The organism is Pseudoalteromonas sp. PPB1 (assembly GCF_015356275.1).
GTDB classification, from domain to species: domain Bacteria; phylum Pseudomonadota; class Gammaproteobacteria; order Enterobacterales; family Alteromonadaceae; genus Pseudoalteromonas; species Pseudoalteromonas rubra_D.
This window is the reverse complement of the sequence record NZ_JACEQV010000003.1, coordinates 280,180-303,829: the sequence shown is the minus strand read 5'-3', so window position 1 is coordinate 303,829 and position 23,650 is coordinate 280,180. Positions and strand designations below refer to the sequence as shown.

At 50.1% G+C, this 23,650-nt stretch carries 21 protein-coding genes; 5 read left to right on the top strand and 16 right to left on the bottom strand.

Annotated elements, in window-relative coordinates:
* Positions 1 to 756 carry a Nif3-like dinuclear metal center hexameric protein gene (locus IY568_RS05135; protein WP_125560227.1) on the bottom strand — a complete coding sequence of 252 codons (756 nt, stop codon included), beginning with the start codon at positions 754 to 756 and terminating at the stop codon, positions 1 to 3.
* A 238-nt stretch (positions 757 to 994) separates the two neighbouring features.
* Here IY568_RS05135 and IY568_RS05130 point away from each other — a divergent pair, with 238 nt between their 5' ends.
* The 3 genes from IY568_RS05130 to IY568_RS05120 all read left to right on the top strand — a co-directional run bounded on the left by IY568_RS05130 (position 995) and on the right by IY568_RS05120 (position 3,067).
* Complete coding sequence (locus IY568_RS05130) at positions 995 to 1,462, top strand: VOC family protein (RefSeq protein WP_125559826.1); 468 nt, start codon at positions 995 to 997, stop codon at positions 1,460 to 1,462.
* Positions 1,463 to 1,560: 98 nt separating this feature from the next.
* Complete coding sequence (locus IY568_RS05125; RefSeq protein ID WP_164487840.1) at positions 1,561 to 1,722, top strand: hypothetical protein; 162 nt, start codon at positions 1,561 to 1,563, stop codon at positions 1,720 to 1,722.
* Positions 1,723 to 2,407: 685 nt separating this feature from the next.
* The gene (locus IY568_RS05120) at positions 2,408 to 3,067 is read left to right on the top strand and encodes a calcium-binding protein (RefSeq protein WP_164517519.1); all 660 of its coding nucleotides are present in this window, start codon (positions 2,408 to 2,410) and stop codon (positions 3,065 to 3,067) included.
* Between the two features lie 66 nt (positions 3,068 to 3,133).
* Here the strand turns inward: IY568_RS05120 and IY568_RS05115 are convergent, their stop codons facing one another.
* Entirely contained in the window at positions 3,134 to 3,838 is a 705-nt protein-coding gene (locus tag IY568_RS05115; protein WP_125559830.1) for an XRE family transcriptional regulator, read from the bottom strand.
* A gap of 277 nt (positions 3,839 to 4,115) precedes the next feature.
* Between IY568_RS05115 and IY568_RS05110 the strand changes: the two genes are divergently transcribed.
* Positions 4,116 to 4,466, top strand: a complete 351-nt coding sequence (locus tag IY568_RS05110; protein ID WP_228553133.1) for a helix-turn-helix domain-containing protein — start codon at positions 4,116 to 4,118, stop codon at positions 4,464 to 4,466.
* Positions 4,467 to 4,777: 311 nt separating this feature from the next.
* Here IY568_RS05110 and IY568_RS05105 read toward each other — a convergent pair whose 3' ends face one another.
* Positions 4,778 to 5,953 (bottom strand): type III PLP-dependent enzyme, encoded by a 1,176-nt coding sequence (locus IY568_RS05105; protein WP_194866924.1) that lies wholly within the window; start codon positions 5,951 to 5,953, stop codon positions 4,778 to 4,780.
* Positions 5,954 to 6,660: 707 nt separating this feature from the next.
* Here IY568_RS05105 and IY568_RS05100 point away from each other — a divergent pair.
* Positions 6,661 to 7,443, top strand: coding sequence for a hypothetical protein (locus IY568_RS05100; protein WP_125559838.1), 783 nt, complete (start codon positions 6,661 to 6,663; stop codon positions 7,441 to 7,443).
* Between the two features lie 84 nt (positions 7,444 to 7,527).
* Here the strand turns inward: IY568_RS05100 and IY568_RS05095 are convergent, their stop codons facing one another.
* The 13 genes from IY568_RS05095 to rsfS all read right to left on the bottom strand — a co-directional run bounded on the left by IY568_RS05095 (position 7,528) and on the right by rsfS (position 23,595).
* Complete coding sequence (locus IY568_RS05095; protein ID WP_194866923.1) at positions 7,528 to 8,679, bottom strand: tryptophan 7-halogenase; 1,152 nt, start codon at positions 8,677 to 8,679, stop codon at positions 7,528 to 7,530.
* 11 nt (positions 8,680 to 8,690) lie between these two features.
* Positions 8,691 to 11,810, bottom strand: coding sequence for a LodA/GoxA family CTQ-dependent oxidase (locus tag IY568_RS05090; RefSeq protein WP_194866922.1), 3,120 nt, complete (start codon positions 11,808 to 11,810; stop codon positions 8,691 to 8,693).
* Between the two features lie 55 nt (positions 11,811 to 11,865).
* Positions 11,866 to 13,212 (bottom strand): cytochrome P450, encoded by a 1,347-nt coding sequence (locus IY568_RS05085; RefSeq protein ID WP_194866921.1) that lies wholly within the window; start codon positions 13,210 to 13,212, stop codon positions 11,866 to 11,868.
* Positions 13,209 to 14,411 (bottom strand): cytochrome P450, encoded by a 1,203-nt coding sequence (locus IY568_RS05080; RefSeq protein ID WP_194866920.1) that lies wholly within the window; start codon positions 14,409 to 14,411, stop codon positions 13,209 to 13,211. The genes IY568_RS05085 and IY568_RS05080 overlap by 4 nt, the downstream gene beginning before the upstream one ends.
* A 1,384-nt stretch (positions 14,412 to 15,795) precedes the next feature.
* Positions 15,796 to 16,761, bottom strand: coding sequence for a lipoyl synthase (gene lipA, locus IY568_RS05075; RefSeq protein ID WP_010382649.1), 966 nt, complete (start codon positions 16,759 to 16,761; stop codon positions 15,796 to 15,798).
* Positions 16,758 to 17,411, bottom strand: a complete 654-nt coding sequence (lipB, locus tag IY568_RS05070) for a lipoyl(octanoyl) transferase LipB (protein ID WP_058796031.1) — start codon at positions 17,409 to 17,411, stop codon at positions 16,758 to 16,760. Before lipB ends, lipA begins: the two co-directional genes overlap by 4 nt.
* 14 nt (positions 17,412 to 17,425) lie before the next feature.
* Positions 17,426 to 17,704, bottom strand: coding sequence for a DUF493 family protein YbeD (gene ybeD, locus IY568_RS05065; RefSeq protein WP_040644649.1), 279 nt, complete (start codon positions 17,702 to 17,704; stop codon positions 17,426 to 17,428).
* Positions 17,705 to 17,844: 140 nt separating this feature from the next.
* Positions 17,845 to 19,008 (bottom strand): serine hydrolase, encoded by a 1,164-nt coding sequence (locus tag IY568_RS05060; RefSeq protein WP_125559848.1) that lies wholly within the window; start codon positions 19,006 to 19,008, stop codon positions 17,845 to 17,847.
* 53 nt (positions 19,009 to 19,061) lie between these two features.
* Entirely contained in the window at positions 19,062 to 19,823 is a 762-nt protein-coding gene (locus IY568_RS05055) for a septal ring lytic transglycosylase RlpA family protein (protein ID WP_416365155.1), read from the bottom strand.
* Positions 19,823 to 20,929 (bottom strand): rod shape-determining protein RodA, encoded by a 1,107-nt coding sequence (gene rodA / locus IY568_RS05050; protein ID WP_194866919.1) that lies wholly within the window; start codon positions 20,927 to 20,929, stop codon positions 19,823 to 19,825. Before rodA ends, IY568_RS05055 begins: the two co-directional genes overlap by 1 nt.
* Entirely contained in the window at positions 20,926 to 22,797 is a 1,872-nt protein-coding gene (gene mrdA, locus IY568_RS05045; protein WP_194866918.1) for a penicillin-binding protein 2, read from the bottom strand. Before mrdA ends, rodA begins: the two co-directional genes overlap by 4 nt.
* An 8-nt stretch (positions 22,798 to 22,805) precedes the next feature.
* A complete protein-coding gene (rlmH, locus tag IY568_RS05040; protein WP_010382641.1) occupies positions 22,806 to 23,276 on the bottom strand; it encodes a 23S rRNA (pseudouridine(1915)-N(3))-methyltransferase RlmH in 471 nt (156 codons plus the stop codon).
* Between the two features lies 1 nt (position 23,277).
* Positions 23,278 to 23,595 carry a ribosome silencing factor gene (gene rsfS / locus IY568_RS05035; RefSeq protein ID WP_010382639.1) on the bottom strand — a complete coding sequence of 106 codons (318 nt, stop codon included), beginning with the start codon at positions 23,593 to 23,595 and terminating at the stop codon, positions 23,278 to 23,280.
* Positions 23,596 to 23,650: the final 55 nt, after the last annotated feature.

Sequence of the window (23,650 nt, the reverse complement as noted above, 5' to 3'; positions counted from 1 at the left end):
TCACACTGGGTTATCGATATCAACAAACTCAACGTCCAGGTTAAACTGGGCGGCCAGATACTCGCCCAGTGCTTTGGCACCGTAACGCTCCGTTGCATGGTGTCCGGCTGCGAAGAAGTGGATCTGCTGCTCATTGGATGAGTGAATGGTTTGTTCTGACGCCTCGCCGGTCAGGTAGGCATCGACCCCCTGACTGGCAGCCAGGTCGATAAAGCTCTGTCCACCACCTGTGCACCAGGCAATGGTTTTTATCAGGTGATCGCCTGCCTGATTTACAAGCGGCTTGCGTCCCAGTTTTTGCTCAATTAAAGCAGCAAAGTCGGTTGCAGACATGGGTTCACTGAGTTTGCCTTTTACCGCAACACTGTTGCTGTTCCAGGGCTCCAGTGGACGTTCTAATGTCAGCTCAAGCAACTTACCCAGCTGCGCGTTATTGCCCACTTCTGGGTGCACATCCAGCGGCAGATGATAGGCCAGCAGGTTAATATCATGTGCGAGCAGGGCCTGGAGTCGGCGTTTTTTCATACCGGTTACGGTTTGGTCTTCGCCTTTCCAGAAGTAGCCGTGATGAACCAGTATGGCATCTGCTTGTTTTTCAATGGCTGCATCGATGAGGGCCTGGCTGGCTGTAACGCCGGTGATGACCTTTCGGATCTCAGGCTTGCCTTCGACCTGCAAGCCATTCGGGCAGTAGTCTTTGATCTGGAACGGCTTAAGATATTCATTGAGGTGGTTTACCAGCTTTTTACGTTGCATCATGCTCTCACTGTATAAGGCGTCAAAAGCGCTTAGTTTAGCGCTTTTTGTCGTGGTGAAAAAGCGATGAACACACTGTAAAGCGAATTCTCTCAACGCTGTCACAATTCGACATTTCACTGAACTAGGCTAGCTTTAAATGTACCGTTTGCCTGACGAGCAGTATCGCGATTACCGGCGATAGGTAACGACAAACAGACAAAGTGTGATACTGCCCGTAACCTGTGAGGAAATCACCATGACAGTTTCAGCGATACCGGATGGTTACCATGCCCTGACGCCCTATTTGATAACCGAGAATGCGGCTCAGGCGATAGACTTTTACCGTAAAGCCTTCGCCGCTGAGCTGATAATGCAATTGCCTATGCCGGGCGGTGGTGTGGCGCATGCTGAGCTTAAAATCGGTGACTCCCATCTGATGCTGTCTGATATGTGCCCGGATGCCCATTTCAAGAGCCCGAAGCAGCTCGGTGGTACGCCCGTGAGCTTGATGTTTTATGTGCCTGACGTTGACAGTACCTTTGCCCAGGCGATTGCCGCTGGTGCCACAGAGCTTCGCCCTGTGGTCGATCAGTTTTATGGTGACCGAGCGGGTACATTACAGGACCCATTCGGCCACGTTTGGACCATAGGGACGCATCAGGAAGATTTGAGTGAAGAGGAGGTTATCGCCAGAATGGCTGAGTGGATGACGGATGATTCATGAAAAAGTAATAAAGTTGTTGATTTTTTGTCCGCAGGGTGTCAGTTTATTTTTGATCATCACATTAATGATCATAAAAAATTCAACTCAAGGAAATGAATATGAAACTACAAATTAAGAAGTCTGCATTGAAACGTCTGACAGAAACACAACAGCTTGCACAGCAACAAACGCCAAACATCGCGGGTGGTGCTCCATATACTTACCGTTGTCGCCCGGCTGAGTCTGAAACGGGCAATCAATTCTGGCAGTGTATGTGTTAATACACGCTGCATTGTGTAATGTCACCTGAGCCCTTGAAATCAGGGCTCATTTTTGCTGTTAGCCGTACTCACATACAAGGATATGAATCATGTGGATGGCGTTCTGATAACGCTTTGAACTCATTGTTGATGGTTATAGGTTAAGTTTCTGCGAATGGTTATGCGCAGAGGTTCTTCCCATTGCAGCAAATGAAAACCCTGTTTATTCAGTGGGGCCAGTTTGCCAGTTTGCGAATCAAAGTCCCTCATTTTGATTTTCTACTTTAGAAATAAGTCCATAAATTTTTCTCGTGTTATTGATTTTATAAGCTCCGCTGTACCGTCATGCATCAGTAATCGTAAGGTTGTGCATTAAAATATTTTGTGATGAGGAAAGGCGCAGTTAACGCTTCTCAGGGCGCTGTCATAGCCACAAGTATCTGGGCACTTTGTGTGAACAGCATCTCATCCACTAGATGCTATGCTAGAAGTGTTTACTTATCAGTATGGTGCCATTGCTGAGGTTGGAAGTATTAATCGTATAGCTATGACTTACAGCGGGTCTACAACCTGAACCCTGTGTGATATCTGCACATTGTGTCCACACTCTATGGTTAAAATAACAGCAGTTTTGGCTGATGTCGCTGATGTCGCTGCTGCGCTGTCAACCAGCCCGAGTGAGTGGGACTATGAGAGGGATAGGGATATGAACAAGTATGGTTTGTTTGCACTGTTACTGAGCGCGTTGAGTTTTGCTGATACGCGCATTGCTATTGCATCAGATGGTGTGTGTACCGGCCTCAGTGGGGGCGCTGTTGTTGAGGTCAAACGTATGGCTTTGAGAACGGCGAAATCAGCAAAATACCTGGTTGTACTGAATATTGTTGGCACTGCTGAGGCCGAAACATACCGCCTGACACGAGACGGTCGGCGTATTAAAGTGATGCGGGCGACGTCAGACAGTGCCAGTTGTGTGTTTATTTATGCCAGCCAGGTTGAGCAAGTTCAGGTTTATCTGGGCGACGGTGATGACAATTACGATGGTCGTACTATTACGATAGCGCAGCATATCTGGGCAGGTAACGGTGATGATGAGGTCATGGGAGGCCGCAGCGGAGATAGGCTATTTGGTGGTGCTGGCAATGATGAATTAAGTGGCTTTGCCGGGCGTGATAAGCTGGTGGGTGGGCCTGGCGATGATACCCTCAACGGCGGCGGTGACAAAGATGTACTGGAAGGCAAAGAGGGCAATGATATCCTGGCCGGTGGTGCGGGTTACGACACCCTGAACGGAGGCGCAGGGCGCAATCAACTGTATCAGGGTGACATAGTCACAAGCGAAAAAGAACGGGGCCGTTGGTACTGACCTGATATTTCAGTATTCTTTTTGAGGTAAGGAAATTCGGTGCGTTAGTGACCTTTGGTAGCTTCGTTATGCCAAATCTTTACCAATCCACACCACTTTACCGATGATTTCCAGTTGCTCAAGTTCGTCTGCACGCACCACCTGTTCGACATATTCTTTGTTATCACTGATCAGTCTAACTGAGCCATCCAGATACTGTTGTAACCGTTTGGCATATAACTCTTCACCCAGCCGGACCACATAGATCAGGCCTTCGCTGAGCTTTTTATCGCTCAGATCGACCAAAATGGTGTTGTTGTTGTGGATGGTCGGTTCCATTGAGTCACCTTTGGCAAACACAACAGCCAGTTCGCTTTTATCGAGGTTTTTATACTCAATCCACTTTTTTCTAAATGCCAGATGGCGCGCAACCTGGGCATTATCATTAAAGGCACCATACCCGGTACTGACCGAAACATGATATCCAGGCACTAAGACAAAGGCTTCGTTAAATTCATCGAGCTTGACCAGAGGTTGGGTGATGATGGGGGATTGGGGGCAATCTGCTGCGGTTTCCCCCTGGATCAGCCACATCAGGTCAACATTGGCGACCTGAGCAATGCGCTCAACAATACTCAGTTTCGGATCTTCACCTTTGAGTATGCGTCTTAAGGTGCCTTCAGAAATATCAATTTTTGACGCAAAGGCACGAATGCTATGCGGTTTTATTGCATATTCAACGCGTTCAGCGAATGCCGAGCTGTCAGCTTCCGTATTTTGTTGTTTTTCCATTGTTTGATACCACGCCTCTGGTGTCCCATTTTTAAGCAGTAAGGCATTATAGGAACTTAACCGGGAAAACGCAATTCAAATTTTTACGCAAAAATTTGAAATTTACGCATTGATCTGCGTAAAAAACTAAACTATCATCTTTCATAAATTACGCATTGGCGGTATTTTAAGGATTCAGTCCGCGTTAACAGCCATTGCTGATAGTAGATAATGACCCAATTACACCAATATGTATGGGTAACAAGACAAGATTGCGTAAAAAAGTAAGGAAGTGGATATGACCAGCACAGCAAACTGCAAGATCCCAACAGACACTATGATTAACCCGTTCGCTTTGGGAGGAGGTGTGCCATCATTGCAGCAAGACAATGCAAAGGCATTTGATTTGTTGCGTGCTCCCCGGGGGGCACAGTTATTAAAGTATGCGCGTAAATTAAGAGGATTTACTCAGGCCGAATCTGCCGCGAGTTATGGTATTGAGGAGCGTACCCTGAGACGCTGGGAAAATAACGAATTTAACCCCCGATGGAATGATGTGATTTCCCTGCTTGAGGATGTGTATTTTATGGATATTATGCAGGCGATTGCTGGTGTCAGGTCGATGCAAGCGCAGGGGATATCGGTCTGAACCTGTGAGGCCGCAGGATTGTTATTTTTGCAGTCGCACTTCGGGTGTAGGCAGTATTGTGGCCGACTTGCGGCATCTTACATACAAATCAATGTTGCTATCAGCACTGTCACAAAGGCCTTAGACATGCTCAGTGGTTGTTTTAAATGTCATCATTGTGGTGAGACTCAGGTTTATTCGCCATTGGTCTTATTCTTAAGGGGGTTTATCTCACTTTATTAACGATGCGGATTAGAGCAATGCGTATGTTGTTACGCGATAGGTTTTAGACGGCAAGTAGAGGCCCGAAGGGGCCTCAGAAGGGTGGGCGTTTAGCTGCCGAATTCGGCCTGGTGAAGTTGGATCACTTCATTGAGTACCACAGTGGTGGCACGTTTGAAGAAATTGAAGTCGGTTGCTGTTGCACTGGTGTATGCACCCATCATGCGGGTGATCACCAGATCGCCGTCTTCCAGTTTGGGCAGTTCAACGGCATCACATATCACATCTATGCTGTCACAGGTCGGCCCCGCCAGCACACTGGGGTAGACCACATCTGCGGCTTTTAAGGTGCGTAACGGGTAACAGGCCATATCAAACATTAGCCCACTGAAAGAGCCATAAATTCCATCATCGAGATAATACCAGGTGCGGCCTTCACGCTGTGCCTGACCCATGACCGAGGCAACACAGGTCATGGCGCCGGCAACAATAAAGCGCCCTGGCTCGGCAATCCGCTGTACTGTCTCTGGCAGCTCGGCCAGTGCCGCATTGATCGGTGCGCAAAAGGCACGAATATCCACCTGGTTGCTCGCATAAGAGACCGGAAATCCCCCCCCGATGTCCAGGCAGCTTAGCGCCGGTAATCCGGCAGCCACCACGTCGTCCATCAGCTGTTTGCACGCTTCAATAGCCGCGACATATTTGTCTGCATTGGCCGTTTGTGAGCCGACATGAAACGACAGACCTTTCACCCGAATACCCCATTGTTGTGCCTGGCGTATGAGCGTCATTGCATCGGCCGGGCTACAACCGAACTTTTTCGATAGATCAGCATAGGCTTCGCTGTTGCGAAAGCTCAGTCGGATCAGTACTTCAGCCTGCTCAGTGAACTCGCGAAACTTGGCCAGTTCGTTCAGGTTGTCAACTACGAACACCTGACAACCGTAGTCCAGTGCATCGACAATGTCACTGCGACGTTTGATCGGGTGGGTATGGATTGTGCATTCAGGCGGCACACCCTGCTCACGGACCAAATTGACTTCGCCACTGGTTGCCAGATCAAAGCAGGCGCCAAGCTGAAGCAAAGTGCGCACTACCGACGGGTGTGGCAAAGGCTTTAATGCATAGTGTAAACGTACACCGGGCAATGCATCAGCAAGGGCCAGATAGTGTTCACGCACTTGCGCACAATCAAGCATTAATAAGGGTGAGCCATACTGAGCAACTAAGTCGGTGACCAGAGTTGCGTCGATATCAAAATTTTGTACTTGCGGCTGAATAGGCATAGCGACTCCAAATAGTATCAGCGAATAACGACCGGCAGGCTGTCAGTGTGATCTGTGCTTGTTTGTGGTGCACACGATCAACGCCTCAGGTCTTGAGCAAAGTGACTCAGGTATTGATGACGCATCAGCGTATTACCTTGACCTGAACTAGTTACAGATCCTGGATAGTTGCTCTATTGCCTTGCCACGGGGTGACCACATCATGACGGGCTCATTGACTCGACATGCTAAACACACCACCGCGATGTACTCGGATTGGCTATCTTCAGAAAACACGCAAATAGTAGGGCGCATGGGGTAGGCGTGCAAGCTTTACTTCGACGAGAAATTTTGCTGCTGAATGACAAATTTTTTTGTCGTAGATCAAGCATTATCAGCTTATAGAAATGGGAATAAAGTGACTCAGATGAAGTTTCATTATTTTTTGAACAGAATAAAACAGGGTCTCTTAGGGGTGGGTTTTGAAACCCTGAGCAATGCTTAGGAGTGTAGGTGGTTCGATTTTTATGGTTTTGATTATATTTGATATTTTTTGATTTTCGATAAGTAACCCTACTTGTTTATGAAATTTGTCCGGGGCGAATTTCTCTTGCTATGGTGACCTCAGTTAGCCAGCAAGGGTCAGGCATGATTGTTAATCGTTGATCTGCGCTGCGCTGTTTAATCATTAATATTTTTTACTCGTTACTTTCTAAAAGGACATAACCATGAAAACCTTATCTTTGTCATTTGCTGCAGTCGCTTTGTTCAGTGCATTTGGTAGCCAGGCTACTGCTTATCAAAATGTGTTTGATACTGACGGATACGAGCGTTTGACTAACTATACCTCAGGCCCGGTAAGCTCAGCATTACTAACCGGTGAGTTTGCGCATAACTTTGAAGCGCAATTGATCCTGCGTGGTGAAGGTGCTTACTGTGAATCTGCAAACCTGTATTCTGCAAATGACGGTCGTCATATTGTTAACCTGGGTGTGAAGACGATTGCGGATCGCAATACAGTTGAAATGGGCGTTGCTATTCCTGAAGCGACGCTAACCGAAAAGAAAGTACTGCATGTCAGCTGTTATGATGCGGCGGGTGACTGGTACAAGGTACTGGTTAACGTGCCGGGAGCGCCTGTTGTCGATTGGCAAATCGAGCTGACACCCGCTGGTGACTTCGTGAATCAACCATACTCATATGGCTATCACACGGCTTATCACATCAGCAGCCGTCTGGTCATTGATAACCAAAACAACGACGCGCGTTGTAGCATAGTTGCAGACCGCGGTGTGTCTTTGGGCTTATTCCATGGTGAAGATCGCAAGGGTCCATTCCATTCTGACGTTTTCACTCTGGACACTGTGGTAGATAACAAGGCTAAGAATCCAGTGCTATATCAAATCCTTGAGTGTGAAAACGCAGTAGGTAAGACCATGGCGGTGAAAGTCTTTAACCTGACAGATCCAAACAGCATCTACACCTATGAAGATCAGCTGATTGTAAAATAATACCACTTTGCTCCCCCCAAATGAGCAAATATAAAAATGGACAGGTATCTAAAAAGGACTTGAATTGCGAACCTCACGCCGGGCTCAACTGAACTCGGCGTTTTTTTGCGTATGGCGACGTTGCCAGTAGGGGGCATCGGGCCAGCGTTGCTCCTGACCATAATAATGCGCCCGATGAGACAGATAGTGCTGCCAGATTGCGCCGATTTGCGTCTGATGCAAGCGGGCAATTTCAATCGTGACACTGGGGTCGGTCAGGCCATGGCCTGCCAGGCTATTGGTTAGCTGCATGGCGGTTGCCATGGCATTGAACATTCCCTGCGAAGACAAAGGATCGAAGCTACATGCCGCATCGCCCAAAGCGGCCCAGCGATGTCCTGCGGTTTGGGTCAGGCAGGTGCTGTTGGCTGATACCACACCATGTAGCTGCATGCTCCCTGATTGTTCAATACCCTTTGGTAGCAGTGCTTTTAACCCTGCCTGTGAGCGTGCCAGGCGGCAAAACTGACTTAGGTCATGTTGCAGTCCTTTTTTGAGTAAATCGCTGTCTGTTTGTAGTGCCAGTATGCGACGCTGCGCGGGTAATTTGGCGCTATACCACCACCCTTGTGGGCTTGTATTGATGCATGCCAGTTGATTTTCCATAGCGCAATCCAGGCTGGCCCACAGTGCAATTTGCTTATCCAGTACTTTACGTTTGAGCCCGAGTTTGGTGGCAAACGCACTGTGACGTCCGGTTGCATCAATCACAAAGTGACAGGGCACCGCGATACTTTGCGCACTGGCCTGAACTTGTGTTTGCTTAGCCAGATGCAGTAGCCAACCATCGCTGCCAGGCTGAGCATCCAGCAACTTAGCAGGCCAGAGCGTTTCTATGCCCCGCGCAGTCACCTGCTCGCGTAACCAGTTTTCAAATCCGGCCCGGTTAAGCTGCCAGCCCGTTCCATCCGGGTTACTGAGGGTATCGTTGATAAGGCCATGTTCACTGCCCCAATGGCTTCGAATGCCATAGTTTGGCATATGCAGATCCTGGCGCTGTTCAAAAGCATGCAACAGATCCAGGCTGCGAAGGATCCGCGCCGCAGCAGGCGGCAGGCATTCTCCAACCTTGTCGGGGCAGGCAGCTTGCTTATCAATCAAGAGTACCTGAAAGTGGCGACTCAGTGCCAGGGCGGCGATACAGCCTGCCACCCCGGCACCCATGATCGCAATTTGACAGTGTTTTACCTGTGTCATTGCGCTCGACCTTACTTAAAGTCTTTGGGGAAGTTCACCGCAAAGCGGCTGACCTTTTCTATGACCCCGAGATCGACCCGAGAACGCGAGGTTGCCATTACCGGTTGAGCTGCATCGCGGCCATCGGGGCTGGGCACCAGATTAGCAGCTAGTTCAGCAATGGTTTGTAGTTTGCCCAGTTCGGTGGTTTCGGCTTCGCTGGCCAGCCCCTCGCGATGATCTTCAGCCGTGATACCGACTTGCATATTAGCGGGCAGGTCGACGTCGTCGGTTGCGCCCGGGCGACCCTGTACCACAGCGAGCTTGTCGAAGTTTTTGATCATGCTGTTGATCTGTGCGGTGTAGGTTGCAGGCTGACCATAGAGCGGCAGAGCATCCAGCCAGTCACTGCGATAATTGAATGCCTCGACGCGGGTTTGGGCATCCAGAGCTGGGTTGATTGCTTCTTCGTAGCGCGCGACATCCAGAATATTATTGGGTACCCGCGCTGGCCAGAAGGTAGGCAGGTAAGGGTCGTATTCTGGTGTGTAGCCGTCTCGGCAACTGGCTGTGTCTGTTTGCCAGGGAATGGCCATCCAGCGCGTAATACCCCCGGCAACTTGGCCGCCCAGAATGGGACCTTGTGCCAGTGTAATGGTATCGCCATTGATTTGCGCGCCATAATAGATAGTGTCTTTACAGATCGCTTTGTCAGCATGCTTGATACGGAACGGGGCTGAATACATACCGGCCGTACGCATAGGCCAGGTCATTTCACACCCCGGGTGGAAGGCATCAGCAAGACAAAAATCCAATGCGCCACGGGTAAGCATATCGGGTTGCTCGGCAACCGGCACTTTGTCTATGTCATTGGGCTCAGCCGCATGCGGACAAATTGCTGGATCGATATAATCGGCCGTAAAGTCGCCCTCAACCCACTGATCTAAGAAAGACAATTGCAGTGCTGATAACGTGGAGTGCTGTCGCTCAGAACCCGCCGGCGGGATCGATAACGCATCGCCATAAAGCCAGGGCCACAGTTGCGCTGCCTGAGCGCCAGGTTGTCCGTAGCGACGGAAATTGTTCGACAGCGTGCGACGCAGCTCTTTATAAGCCGGGGAAGGGTTGCCGAGTTTGGCTTTCCATTCTTCGCTGGTGTAGTTAAAGGGGGCTTTAAATCCAAACCCCGCGGCAAACCCCGCATTGACCCATTGTAAGTCGGTCATACGCTCGAAAATGGGCAAAATATCCTGTCTGAAAGAAGGCCGAGCCGGGCGGGTGAGCATACCGGCATTGACGGCCACTGAGCGCATTAAGTCCCACATGGTACGCACGGATTTTTGCATTGGCGCATAGTCAGGTGGGGCACATACCACCCAGGCCGGGTCAACTTGGAGCTTAACGCCCTCATATTCTACCTCGGCAGTGACCGGACCGTCGGAAATGTCGTCGTGCCAGCCTTCATTGTTGGCAAAGGTGATTGCGATATCGCCATTGATATTACGTGATACACCATTGCCGCCTAGGACAACCAAACGGCCCTGTTTGTCGGATTTAAGCTCACCCAGATAGACTTCTTCTCCCATAAACTCGCCATGGAATTGCGGGCCTTTTTTCACTTTGGGCTTATCGAGCGTGTGGCTGCCGCCATCGATCAGCAAGCGGTTGCGATCGGCAACGTTGGCGTTACGCAGCAGGCTAGGTGGCGCATCGGCCGCTTCCGGTACATCCAGGGCTAGCTGAAATTCATACCAGGACGACTTTTGATTGGCCAAATGCACCTGCCAGCTGATTTTGGCATTATCCATGGTCAGCTCTTTGACAGCCTTACCTGCGGCATTGAAACCATAGATACGGAATTCGGCCGCCTGACGTTTAAGCAGCCCTTTGCCATCACGATAGGCATCTTTTTCCAGCCGGGGTTTGGGGTTAGGCACTTGCGGGCCGATAAAGTATTCGTTACTGCCACCAACCCGCATCACACCTATGGGTGGGTAAATGCCGGCACGCACAATACAGGTGCTGTCTTCGTCCGTATTACCAGTGAACTTTGGGTCAATGGCATCGGGCTCATTCATTTGCTGACCATTGGCCTGGTGGCGGGTATCGGCACTGGCCTGATACACCACTTTTCGTGCCTGCGCGATGGAACCCAGAGGTTCATTGTCGGCCAGTGTCCGCCAGATATTGAAGGCGAGGTTGCGACCAAACTCGGCCTGGCCAATGGCGCAAATATCTTGCTGTGGCAGCGTTAGCGTGGCAACGGGTTCAAAAGGTGCCTGATCTTCCGGCCACACCACCATGGCGTTGTCGATGGGGAAGTCTTCTTCTGAGGCATTGGCTGGACGACGTTGGATCTCAAACACAAATTTGGCTTCACCCTGACGCAGGCGGATCTGTAGATCATCAGCCAGGTAATTATTGCCTTGTGCCGGCGCACCGCGATAGGTATCCACAGGGCGAATACGGTATTTCACGGCATTTTGCTCGCCAAGTTTAAAGGGCAGTATTGCCCAATAATGCGCACTCAGGCAGCTGGCTTCGACCTTGGTCATGGCATCAAGCACAGCGGCCGTTTTTGGGTGTTTTTTAAGATAAGCCGGATAATCGCGGTTGATGACACCTGCGGTGGTAAAGGCACACATTTGAGAAGCATCGCGGGCAAAAAAGCGATCGATGTTTTGCATGATAAAATCAACATTGTCGCTGTCGCCCAGCAACTTCTGGCCTTTCACGCCAAACAGTTTGATGCCGACCCCTAAGGTGGTGTGCAGATCCGGGCTATCTGGTGTTGTATCACTGGAAAAGCGTACTACACAGTCGTAACTGGCAGGTTTGGCAAACACTCCTTTCTGAAGGGCTTTATCGAGTTTTCCATGTACTTCGAAGGTACCATAGGCGATGCCATGTTGCTTTCGAAATACGGCCCGCTCTGCGGGTTTCTGACCACGCTCAATACGGGTTTTTTGTCCCATTTCAACAAACATTTCTTTGAGGCGTTGAGTGGCCAGCTCAATAGGCTGGTAGTCATCGCCACCGGTCCAGCACTGCACCTTGTTGGCGGTTGGGGCATGTTTGATGTTTTTATTCAGATACTTGGGGTTAACCAGTTCACCTTGTTGTTGCTTACTACGTTTTTTCTTATCGCTCATAACGGTTTCCGCTTATCTATGTTTCCTTGTCAGGTAACTGCAATGGCGCACATGCTCACCCGCCAGTTGACGCGTGAGCCACAGCTACGCCGTTTACCTGTCCCGACCGGGCATGACGATTCACGCCAACCCACTGAGAGTATAGCTGCGCTGTGCCGATCGGTATCTGATGAAACTCTAGATGCAAAGTCGTGTAATAACTATTACAACAGGTTACGTGAGGAAGCTGGGTAGCTGAACAGGCCCGCAGAGCGGGCTTTTTCAGGATAGGATCAGGCCGGGTTGTGTACCGTGACTGTAAAGCGGGGGGCGCGATGGCAGGCTCCGGATGCAGCTCGTCTGACAGCTGCTCAAATGTCAGTTGTTGGCCTTGTATCGCGCCAATCAGATCTGCGGTAAAGGTCAGTGCAAAGGCCGAGGCAATACACTTATGGGTGCCCCAGCCAAACGGCATATAGGGGGCGTCAGCAGAGGCATCTTCCCAGCGTGGCGGATAAAAGCGCTCGGGTTGCGGCCAGTTGTCCGGATGGCGATGCAGCACGTATGGGCAGACTGTAACGGTATCCGTCTGCTTAATGTCCAGCTCCCCCAGAGTATGGGCTTTACTGGGTGTGCGGGGCAGGTTCCAGGCGACGGGCCAGAGCCTCAAAGCTTCTTTGACAATCCAGGGGGCCGGGTGCAAAACGCCACCCTCTTTGGCACAAAAATACAAAGACCAGGCCAGGGTAAACGCCATGGAGCTGTTAATGGCAAAAAAGAAGGATAAAAAAATCTGTGCCAGCGCTTTGGGTGACTCGTTTTCCGGGCTCGATGCCAGCAAGATGTCAATCACATCTCGGTTATTGCCCTGGTACGGACTTTGCTGGCGGCGTGCTTTAAATACTGCGCGCAGTGCCCGGTGCACACGCATGCGGATAAAGGCGCGTCGCCATCCAGCCCCATGGGTTTTTTGACCACTGTAGAGAGAATAAACGAGCACCTGATCGAGCAGTTTACGTAGCTGGGGACTGCGCTGGTTATCGACCAGAAAGTCATAAAACGCATTGTACATCAGGTCATTGGCACTATCCGGCCAGCGCTGGCCAAGGCTTATCTGATGTTTGAATTGCTCAATTATCTTGCTCCGACGCTGCTCATAGTAACGTTTGAGGCTGAGGATGGCGTCTTTGCCGATGGCAATTTGTACATCCCGGGTCGAAAACATCGCGCCGTTAACGCTAAAAAAATCGGATTGTTCAACATAATTGCCGTCGGGGTTGCCCATCGCCTGTTTCGCGGAGTCAAAGTCTGTCACATAGTAATTGTCCTGCTCAAACTCAATGTGTGCAGGACACTTGGACAGTGCCTGGTCCAGCGCCTGAAAAGGCTTGTTAAATTTTTCTTCGGTGTCTTCTAATCTCATGCCTGTTGCTCGCTAATGGTGCCCTCAAAACCGGCTACAGAGGGGATGTTCATATTTTCAAACGCGAGCGCCGACGGACTCGTGAGGGTGATGTTGAGATCACACAATAACAGCTGACACAAGATAGCCAGCTGGTTGGTGCCCAGCTGCGTACCAACACAGGCGCGTGGGTTCCAGCCAAATGGCACATAGGTGTTGGGTTGCACGTTTGCCTGCTGCCAGCGCAGTGGGTCGAACACATGAGGCTCGGGCCAGTACTGCTCATTACGGTGCACAAAGTAGCTGCTGTTAAAAAAGGTATCGCCAGCCTGCACGGTCAGTTTACCCACGCTAAACGGACAGCGTGCCTCACGAAATACAATTGGAACACTCCACATGCGCAGCGATTCTTTGATAAACCAGTGTAACTGCGGTGTGTGTTTAAAGGGCAGAGCGGGCACCTGAGTGGGGGCTGCGTTAAGTTCTGTGCGAAGCTTGTCTTGCCATTGGGGAGATTGCAGCAGCTGCGCTGCCATACAACTGGCGACCGCGCCGGGCGGGCCGGAAATCGCGGTGACTAGGGTCATCATGGCGTCCAGTGCTCTGTCGATACCCAGCGCAGCGTAGTTATCGACAACACTTTGTAGCAGGTCGAGCCTGGGCTCCTTGCTTTTGCGGCGTTTATGGATTGCCTTGCGGATCACCTGAGCCGCACGCAGGTTATACCAGAGCAAGGGATATTGTCTCAGTCGAGTGTGCGTTTCGGGTTTCAGTAACACCTGGATCTGGGCGCGCATGTGGCGGGTTATCAGTGCCCGCTGCTGTATGGTGAGATCGCAGATCATTACGTCCAGGACAGAAAATGCAATACATTCCTGGATCAGCAGGTCCAGGTTAGCAGGCTTGCCTGCGGCACTCAGTAAATGCGTCTTCATTGTCTGTTTGACCTGACTGAGCGCGGCCTGAGTGTCTAACTCTTTGAGGGTTTTAAGCCAGCCGCTGCGAATATGCTGCCAGCTCATTGCCTGCTGACCGTCGTCTTGGGTATCAAACAGGGACTCCGGCAGGGTCATGTCGGCAAAGTTCAGCTGATTCGCCAGCCGGGCACTTTGTGGGTTAAAAAAGGCATAGCTCTGGTCGTCAACCTGATAATCTTCTTTTCCCTTACTGCAATCTTCTCTCATTGCCGTAATGTCAGGGCGCTCTTTGGGTATCATCATTGTTATTATTCGCTCTGTGGGTTGCCATTCTGGGGAGAGGTGGTGAAACAGCCCATGGGTTAGGTCATGGGCTGAAGAGCGGAATTAAATGTTGTTATACAACTTCCACAGATAGCGCTTTGACTGAGTGGCGGTGCGAAGGCCCAATGCGCGCATTACTTTTGTTTTAAGTGCTTTCATAGTTAAATTCCTTCTAGATTGCGGTTATTCAGGTCATATCAATCAGATATTATTGTACATAATCCAAAAATAACGCTTGGACTGAGAGGCAGAGGTAGCGCGAACGCCCAGTGCACGAAGCACCTTAGTTTTCAGTGTTTTCATAATCAATTCCTTCTAAGTTGTGGTTAGTCAGGCAATATCAATCAGATATTGTTGTACATAATCCATAGGTAACGCTTGGACTGAGAAGGGGATGTTGCGCGAATGCCCAGTGCCCGAAGCACCTTAGTTTTCAGTGTTTTCATAGTCAATTCCTTCTATTTCATTGATTAGATGTTGTTGTAGTGATGCCAGAAATACTTCGCTGAGGTGGATGGTTTTGCACTGCGAACGCCGAGTGCACGTAGTAGCTTAGCTTTAATCGTTTTCATAATTAATTCCTTCTATTGTTTGTTGTTGCGAATAATAAGTCGCATTTCCACAGTATTAACGAATTGTGAATATGTCAAGAATGTTTTTTGAACAAAGGATGGGTTTTGAGTTGAATGACTGGTAACTTGGGATGAGTTTGCAACTTTCACTTTTAATCGATCATACGAATTGGCTTAGTTATCGATACGATCATCGTAGTCTAATAAGTGAGGAGATATTTCTCCCCACTGCGCTGTGTTTTGACGTGTTGGCTGTTAACTTAGCATCGCTGATTGAAAACGACACACACGTTGTAATTGCCATTAATCGTATTGCACTGGTTTTTAAGGGGATCGTTTTTTAAGATCTAGATGTCTTTGACCACTTGGAGTAGGTTGACTGCGCCCCTAAAGCGCTGGTTTAAAAGTATGTAGAAACTGGTCCTTAAACTAAAGTTAAAGATATGTAGAGTAAGGTACAAATTTGATATTGAGACTGATTTAACAAGTTATAGCAATTTGCTTAATTAAATGTTCTATTTTGAAGTCAGAAAATAGGGGTGATAACATCACGCTCGTGTCCTGCTATCGCTGAGCCATCTACATTCATGTAGGCGAGACGGAAACTTTGCTATTTAGTTGTTCTAAATGAGAAATTTATAACGCCGTTAGCGTCATATTTGCTCCTTTAAATTGAACAGGTATTAAGTGAAATAGGTATTAGCTATTAATTATGGAACTTTGAGCTGTAAAAAGCAGAAAAGCCGCAAAAGTGCGGCTTTTCTTTGGTAAGGGTAACGACAAATTTGGCGTTATTTTACCTCTTTACCCGCAGCTTGCTGATCAGCATGGTAGCTGGAGCGTACGAACGGGCCGCAGGCAGCGTGGCTGAAGCCAATTTCGTCGGCGTATTCTTTCAGCGCATCGAACTCAGCTGGTGGCACATAGCGTTTTACCGGCAGATGGTGCTTAGACGGTGCCAGGTATTGACCAACGGTCAGCATGTCGACGTTGTGCTCACGCAGGTCGCGCAGTACTTCTTCGATTTCTGGCATTTCTTCGCCCAGTCCAACCATCAGGCCTGACTTGGTTTTTACTTCAGGGTGCGCTTCTTTAAAGCGACGTAATAACTCCAGTGACCATTTGTAGTCGGCACCCGGGCGCGCCATTTTGTACAGGCGTGGTGCAGTTTCCAGGTTATGGTTAAACACATCCGGTGGTGTTTCAGTTAGGATTTCCAGTGCGCGGTCCATTCTGCCGCGGAAGTCCGGTACCAGGATCTCAATGGTAATACCCGGATTGTGTTTGCGAATTTCGCGAATACAGTCCGCAAAGTGTTGTGCACCGCCATCACGCAAATCATCCCGGTCAACCGAGGTGATCACCACGTATTTAAGCTTCATGTCTTTGATAGTTAAAGCCAGTTTTTCCGGCTCTGCTGCATCCGGCTTCAGTGGGCGACCATGTGCGACGTCACAGAACGGGCAACGACGGGTACAGATGGCACCCAAGATCATAAAGGTGGCAGTACCGTGGTTAAAACACTCAGACAGGTTAGGGCACGAGGCTTCTTCACAGACGGAGTGCAGGCCATGTTTACGCATTGCCTGTTTAATGCCATCGATACGCTCGCTGGATTTAGGCAGACGGATCTTCAGCCAGTCCGGTTTACGGAGCATTTCATCACGCTCGGTCGGCATTACTTTAACCGGGATCAACGCCATTTTTTCTGCGTCGCGGAGCTTTACCCCTGGCTCAATTTTCACTGGTTTACTCATTCGTTTTCAAACCCCTGGGTGTGTATAACCTGCTCGGCCGCGAGGCGCTTGAGCATATGTTCTACCAGGCCATTGCCCGCTTCGATAAGCGTAGCAGGGCCATTAAGTTGACTGGTTTGCACCATTTCCATGCCGGCATAGCCGCACGGGTTGATGCGTAAAAATGGACTCATATCCATGTTGACGTTTAGCGCCAGACCATGAAACGAGCAACCCCGACGGACCCGCAGTCCCAAAGACGCAATTTTTGCATCATTGACATAGACACCTGGTGCATCTGGCTTGGCATAGGCCTCAATGCCGTGTTCCTGAAGCATGTCTATGATGGTTTCTTCAAGCCAGGTCACCAGCTCGCGTACACCAATTTTTAGCCTGCGCAGATTAAACAGCACATACATCATCTGCTGGCCCGGTCCATGGTAGGTTACCTGACCACCCCGATCGACCTTGACGACAGGAATGTCACCGGGTGCTAACAGGTGCTCGGCTTTGCCAGCCTGGCCCTGAGTAAATACCGGCTCGTGCTCAACCAGCCAGATCTCATCCGGGCTGTCATCATCACGGGTGTCGGTAAACGACTGCATTTTTTGCCAGATTGGCTCATAAGCCTGACGGCCCAGTTGACGAACTATGATACTGCGGTTGCTCATATCTCGCTTGCGCCTTATAGCACGTATCTGACGTCTGGCAGCGAGCCTATCTCGGTATAGATTTGCTCAATGTGCTCTTTTGACGTGACAGTGGCAACTAAAGTGACGGATTCGTAGTTGCCTTTGCTGCTAGGTTTGGTCTTTGGCGCATAGTCTCCGGGTGCCAAAGTTTGCATCTTTGCCACAACCTGATCGGTCAGGTTGACGTTCGCCAGACCCATGATCTTGAAGGTAAACGGGCAAGGGAACTCTAAGTACTCGTCAAACTTAGTATTTTTTACAGGTGTTACCACAACGGTATCCTCACTACTTGGCTGGGTCTGAACAGACCCTGGCACACTACATATCTTGGCGGGCATTCTAGCATTTTTGCGGCAAAAAAAAACGCCTCCGGTGGGAGGCGTCCTGGATTATAAACCCACTAAAACCGGGGTTATTGCATGATCTGTAAACGTAAGTAGTCGTAAATCTTGCTGAAGAAGCTGCCTTCTTCCACTTCTTCAAGTGTAACCAGTGGGTACTGAGCGATATCTTCGCCTTCCAGTTGCAAGAATAAAGTACCGACCTTGCTGCCTTTCGCCAGCGGTGCTTCGAGGGTTTTGTCTAGCTCAAAGTGGGCTTTGAGGTTTTTGCGCTGACCACGTGGAATGGTGATCGGTGTATCTTGAGCTATACCCAGAGAAACCGTTTCTTTGTTACCCATCCAGATACGCTGGTCGGCAAAGCTGTCGCCTGCTTTATAAGGTGTGATGGTTTCGAAGAAGCGGAAACCGTAGTTTAGGAGTTTCTTACTCTCTACTTTACGTGCACGCTCGCTGGCTGTGCCCATGACGACGGCGATGAGACGCATGTCGCCTTTGGTCGCAGAAGTCACCAGGCTGTAGCCGGCTTCAGAGGTGTGACCGGTTTTAATCCCGTCGACGTCCAGGCTGGCATCCCACAGTAGCGAGTTACGGTTGTATTGCTTGATACCATTATAGGTGAACGACTTCTCTTTGTAGATGGCGTACTCTTCCGGTACGTCACGGATCAATGCGGCACCCAGAGTGGCCATATCTCGAGGTGTGGTAAATTGCTCAGTGCTGTCCAAACCATGACTGTTGGCAAAGTGTGAATTGCTCATACCCAGCTTCTCGGCATGGGCGTTCATCAGATCCGTGAAGGCGCTTTCGCTGCCTGCGATATGTTCGGCCATGGCCACACAGGCATCGTTACCTGATTGGATGATCACGCCATAGTTAAGATCTTTAACGCTGACTTGTTTACCCACTTCGATGAACATCTTAGAAGATTCCGGGAAGTTTTTTGCCCAGGCTTTTTCACTCACAGTGACCATGTCGTCATTGGAGATGTTACCGGCCAATAGCTCAGTACCAATTACATAGCTGGTCATCATTTTGGTCAGACTGGCCGGTGCCAGTTTGGTGTCTGGGTTACCCTCGGCAATGACCTTACCTGTGGTAAAGTCGACCAGGAAATAGCCCTTAGCACTGACCTGAGGTGGCGAAGGCAAGATCTGCGCGCTGGCCGAAAACAGGGTGAACGAACACACGGCACCCACTAAGTGTTTAATAAATTTAGGTTTGAAAACTGTCATTATGCTCGCTTTTTGGTTGTTGATCGGCATGTTTAAAGTCATTACAGAACATTTTAAAGTTCATGTTCTGTGTAAAGCAAGAAGGCGCGATTAAATTCCCCCTGGCGCAATGTCTCTAAGAGTTGTTGCGCCGTGTTATCGTCGGTGATCGGGCCTAATCTTAGCTTGTATAAGTTGTCCTCAAAGGCAATGGGTGTGTCGAGCTGAAATTGCTGCGACAAAGTGCTGGCCAGTGCCTGCACATTTTCGATGTTGCTGGCAGCGGCAACCTGCACATAGGTTAGCCTGGGCGTATCGCGCGCTATGGTAATGGCCTCAATCTTAACCTGTGCTGTACCCTGATGATGAAAGCCCAGCTTGTAGGCTGCAGCATAGGATAAGTCAATCAGGCGGTCCTCGTGAAAAGGTCCACGGTCATTGACGCGTACTACTGCGCTTTTACCATTTTCAACATTGGTGACCCGGACAAAGCTCGGTAACGGCAGCGTTTTGTGTGCAGCCGTCATATCGAACATGTTAAATACTTCACCATTTGAGGTGTAGTAGCCATGAAATTTCCGTCCGTACCAGGATGCGGTGCCTTCAGCCTGATAGCCTTTTTCATCCGACATCGGCGTGTAGCGCTTGCCCAAAACCTCGTAGGGGCGACCTGCGCTGACACTTTTGGCTTCGCTGGTCACTAGCGCATCCTGCATTTCCAGCTCGGTAGGCGCGCGCACGGGGGCTTTGTCCTGTTTCACATGATAGCGACTGCTACAGGCGCTTAATACAACAACAAAACCCAGTAGTGCGGCCTGTTTAAACGTCCTCTTGATCACTTCAATAACATCCTCTTATCTGTGGCTATCGACATGATAATGCCAAACCCGGCCATCAAGGTCACCATGGAGGTGCCACCATAACTGATCAGTGGCAGGGGCACCCCTACGACGGGGAGCAGGCCCGAAACCATGCCGATATTAACAAAAATATATACGAAAAAGGTCAGTGTCAGTGCGCCGGCCAATAATTTACTGAAGGCATCTTGCGCATTCACGGCAACGTACAGTCCGCGGCCAATAATAAACAGGTACAGGCTGAGTAAAATCACCACACCTGTCAGTCCGAATTCTTCACTTAACACGGAAAAAATGAAGTCAGTATGACGCTCCGGCAGAAATTCCAGCTGTGACTGCGTACCTTGCAGCCAGCCCTTGCCCTCAATGCCGCCTGAGCCGATGGCGATTTTTGATTGTATGATGTGATAGCCTGACCCCAGCGGGTCACTTTCAGGGTCTAAAAAGGTCAGTACTCGCTGCTTTTGATAGGCGTGCATACCAAAATGCCACAGGGCAAACCCGCCCGGAATGGCCAGCAGAGCACCGGAGCCGATCAGCTTCCAGCTGAGCCCGCCAAGAAACAGCACAAAAATCCCCGAGCTGGCGATCAGGATAGACGTACCCAGGTCGGGCTGCTCTTTGATCAGCAAAGTCGGCACCAGCACCATGGCAAAGCCAACAATAATATGGATAAAGCGTGGCGGCATATGGTGGCGACCGATATACCAGGCAACCATCATAGGCACAGCGACCTTCAAGATTTCGGACGGTTGAAAGCGGGTAATACCCAGATCCAGCCAGCGTTGCGCACCTTTACTACTGACCCCGACAAACAATACCGCTACCAGCATCAACAGGCCTATGGTATACATGGGAAACACCAGCCTTTTTAAAGTGTTGGGAGATAGTTGTGCGACAATGAGCATAGCAGCAAAGGCAGCAAACATACGCTTGCTGTGGCGCACCACCATGTCCATGTCCTGGCCGCTGGCACTGTAGACTATGGTGATACTGCCGAGCATCATCGCCAGCATGGCGAGCAGCAGCGGCAGGTCAATATGCAGCCGTTGCCAGATAGTGCGTTGTTGATTCAACGGGCTCATTGTCCCTCCGTGTCACTTGGGTAGGTGGCAAAATAATAGTCCATCAGGCGCCGGGCTATCGGAGCTGCGATGGCAGAACCACCGCCCTGGTTTTCGACCACAATGGCAACCACAATACGTGGGTCGTTGTAAGGGGCAAAGCCGGTATAAATGGCATTGTCGCGGTGCCTTTCCTGTAGCTTCTCCGCATCGTATTCTTCACCCTGAGCGATACTGACGATTTGCGCCGTGCCTGTTTTACCGGCAGGATCGTAAGTTGCACCTTTAAACGCTTTGTGCGCTGTGCCTGTGGTTTTGTAGACCGTGTTGTGCATCGCCTCCAGGGCAATACGCCAGTGATCAGGGTTCTCTAATACCACGGGGGGTTTCTCATCGATGTACATTTGGGTAACTTCATTATCATGACGGGCAACCTGTGCCAGATGCGGCGGTCTGTGTGCTCCTTTGTTAACCAAAATAGACACTGCGTTGGCGATTTGGATCGGGGTTGCGGTCCAGTAGCCCTGACCGATACCAACCGAAATGGTGTCGCCTGGCCACCAGTTTTCTCTGAAACGCTGACGCTTCCAGTCAGTGGTGGGCATAATGGCAGAGGTCTCTTCATGGATATCTATGCCCGATAAATCACCAAAGCCAAACTGGCTCATAAAGTTACTGATCTTGGTGATCCCCAGCTGGTATGCGGTATGGTAAAAATAGGTGTCACACGATTCTTCAATGGCTTTGTAGACGTCAACGTGGCCATGTCCCCAGCGTTTCCAGTCACGCCAGCGGTGGTCAACATTGGGGATCTGAAAAAAGCCCGGATCCCAGAGTTTAGTTTGTTCTGTGACCAGCCCTTCTTCCAATGCCAGGATGGCCAAATGCGGTTTAACTGTGGATGCGGGTGCATAGCGACCCTGCGTGACTCGGTTGATCAGGGGCCTGTCGGGGTTGAGCAATTCACGATATTTTTTACTGCTGATCCCGTGGACAAATAAGTTAGGGTCGTAGCTGGGGTTAGAGTACATGGCCAGTACGCCGCCATCTTTAGGATCGAGCACAACAATGGCGCCACGTACACCTTCGAGTTCTTTTTGGGCTATTTGCTGCAAACCAATATCCATGGTGAGGACCAGGTCGTCACCGGGTTGTGGCGGTTCCACGCCCAGGGTGCGAATGATACGGCCGCGATTGTTGACTTCGACGCGTTGTGAGCCGACCACGCCATGCAGGCGAGATTCATAGAACTTCTCAATGCCCAGTTTGCCGATATCCCGGGTTGCGCGATAGTTGCTGGCATTACCTTCTGATTCCAGCTCGGCGAGTTCTTTTTTATTCAGTTTGGCGACATACCCCAGCGCGTGCGTGAGAGTATCGCCATAAGGATAATAGCGTGCCAGCCGGGCCTCAATACTGAAGCCGGGAAACTTGTGCTGATTAACGGAAAACGTGGCCACTTCTTGCTCATTCAGACGGCCTTTCAGGATCTGGCTTTTAAAGCGACGATTGTGGCGAATATCTTTACGAAACTCTTCGACCTGCTGATCGCTGATGTCGATAAGCTTACGTACCTGGGTGAGCGCAGTTTCGAGATCGTCCACGTCTTCGGGAATGACTTCCAGGTTATAAACCGGGCGGTTTTCGGCCAAAATGATGCCGTTGCGGTCGTAGATCAGACCTCGGTTTGGTGCGACCGGGATGACTTTGATGCGGTTATCATTGGAGCGGGTCTGGTAGGTTTCGTGCTCCGTCACCTGCAACTTGTACACGTTGTGTAGCAGGATCCCTATCAGGGTAACCACGAAGACAAAGCCAATAAAGGCGCGACGCGCAAACAGGTTTGCTTCTGCGCTGTGATCGCGGATCGTCGGCCTATGATTGAGCATAATGGCGATTATTCCCTGTGGTAAGGATGGTTGTTATTTAAACTCCAGCCTCGATAGAGGCTTTCAGCTACCACAATGCGCACCAGTGGGTGAGGCAGTGTCAGATTGGACAGTGACCATTTTTGCTCCGAGGCGGCGATACATTCCGGCGCTAAGCCTTCTGGTCCGCCAATTAACAAACTGACATCGCGGCCATCAAGCTGCCACTTTTCCATATTGCTGGCGAGCTGGTGCGTGTCCCAGGGCTTACCTGTTACTTCCAGCGTCACGATGCGGTTGCCCTTGGGAATGGCTGCCAGGGTTTTTTCGCCTTCCTGTTGCAAAATACGCTTGATGTCGGCGTTTTTGCCGCGTTTACCCGCCGAAATCTCGATAAGCTCTAGCGGCATATCCTTAGGGAAACGCCGCTGGTATTCTTTGAAGCCAGTTTCTACCCAACCAGGCATTTTTGTACCGACTGCGATTAGCTGGATCTTCACATTAACCCCAGAGCTTCTCTAGGTCATAGAAGTCACGTGTCTGGTCTTGCATGACGTGAACAATTACATCGCCCAAATCAACCAGTACCCATTCACCTGTATCCTGACCCTCATGGCCTAGCGGGGTTTCACCGGCATGACGGGCTTCTTTGGCCACATGGTCGGCAATCGACTGCACATGGCGTTTGGAGTTACCAGAGCAAATAACCATGTAATCGGTGACGGAAGAGGTATTTCTTACATCGAGGTGAACGATATCGCGGGCTTTCATGTCGTCGACTTTGTCTAATGCAAAATCTAGTAATTGTTTTGAATCCAAATCTCTGTCTCTTTGCTACAAATAAGCGGCAATTGTAACACGGTTAGCAGGGGGA

Excerpts from the sequence above, each read along its gene's own strand:
- IY568_RS05090 (WP_194866922.1), bottom strand. The coding sequence starts at position 11,810 with ATGAGCGATAAGAAAAAACGTAGTAAGCAACAACAAGGTGAACTGGTT.
- IY568_RS05115 (WP_125559830.1), bottom strand. The coding sequence starts at position 3,838 with ATGGAAAAACAACAAAATACGGAAGCTGACAGCTCGGCATTCGCTGAA.
- IY568_RS05080 (WP_194866920.1), bottom strand. The coding sequence starts at position 14,411 with ATGATGATACCCAAAGAGCGCCCTGACATTACGGCAATGAGAGAAGAT.
- rodA (WP_194866919.1), bottom strand. The coding sequence starts at position 20,929 with ATGAGCCCGTTGAATCAACAACGCACTATCTGGCAACGGCTGCATATT.
- IY568_RS05130 (WP_125559826.1), top strand. The coding sequence starts at position 995 with ATGACAGTTTCAGCGATACCGGATGGTTACCATGCCCTGACGCCCTAT.
- IY568_RS05105 (WP_194866924.1), bottom strand. The coding sequence starts at position 5,953 with ATGCCTATTCAGCCGCAAGTACAAAATTTTGATATCGACGCAACTCTG.
- IY568_RS05085 (WP_194866921.1), bottom strand. The coding sequence starts at position 13,212 with ATGAGATTAGAAGACACCGAAGAAAAATTTAACAAGCCTTTTCAGGCG.
- lipA (WP_010382649.1), bottom strand. The coding sequence starts at position 16,761 with ATGAGTAAACCAGTGAAAATTGAGCCAGGGGTAAAGCTCCGCGACGCA.
- IY568_RS05125 (WP_164487840.1), top strand. The coding sequence starts at position 1,561 with ATGAAACTACAAATTAAGAAGTCTGCATTGAAACGTCTGACAGAAACA.
- IY568_RS05120 (WP_164517519.1), top strand. The coding sequence starts at position 2,408 with ATGAACAAGTATGGTTTGTTTGCACTGTTACTGAGCGCGTTGAGTTTT.
- IY568_RS05110 (WP_228553133.1), top strand. The coding sequence starts at position 4,116 with ATGACCAGCACAGCAAACTGCAAGATCCCAACAGACACTATGATTAAC.
- IY568_RS05060 (WP_125559848.1), bottom strand. The coding sequence starts at position 19,008 with ATGACAGTTTTCAAACCTAAATTTATTAAACACTTAGTGGGTGCCGTG.
- mrdA (WP_194866918.1), bottom strand. The coding sequence starts at position 22,797 with ATGCTCAATCATAGGCCGACGATCCGCGATCACAGCGCAGAAGCAAAC.
- lipB (WP_058796031.1), bottom strand. The coding sequence starts at position 17,411 with ATGAGCAACCGCAGTATCATAGTTCGTCAACTGGGCCGTCAGGCTTAT.
- IY568_RS05095 (WP_194866923.1), bottom strand. The coding sequence starts at position 8,679 with ATGACACAGGTAAAACACTGTCAAATTGCGATCATGGGTGCCGGGGTG.
- IY568_RS05135 (WP_125560227.1), bottom strand. The coding sequence starts at position 756 with ATGCAACGTAAAAAGCTGGTAAACCACCTCAATGAATATCTTAAGCCG.
- IY568_RS05100 (WP_125559838.1), top strand. The coding sequence starts at position 6,661 with ATGAAAACCTTATCTTTGTCATTTGCTGCAGTCGCTTTGTTCAGTGCA.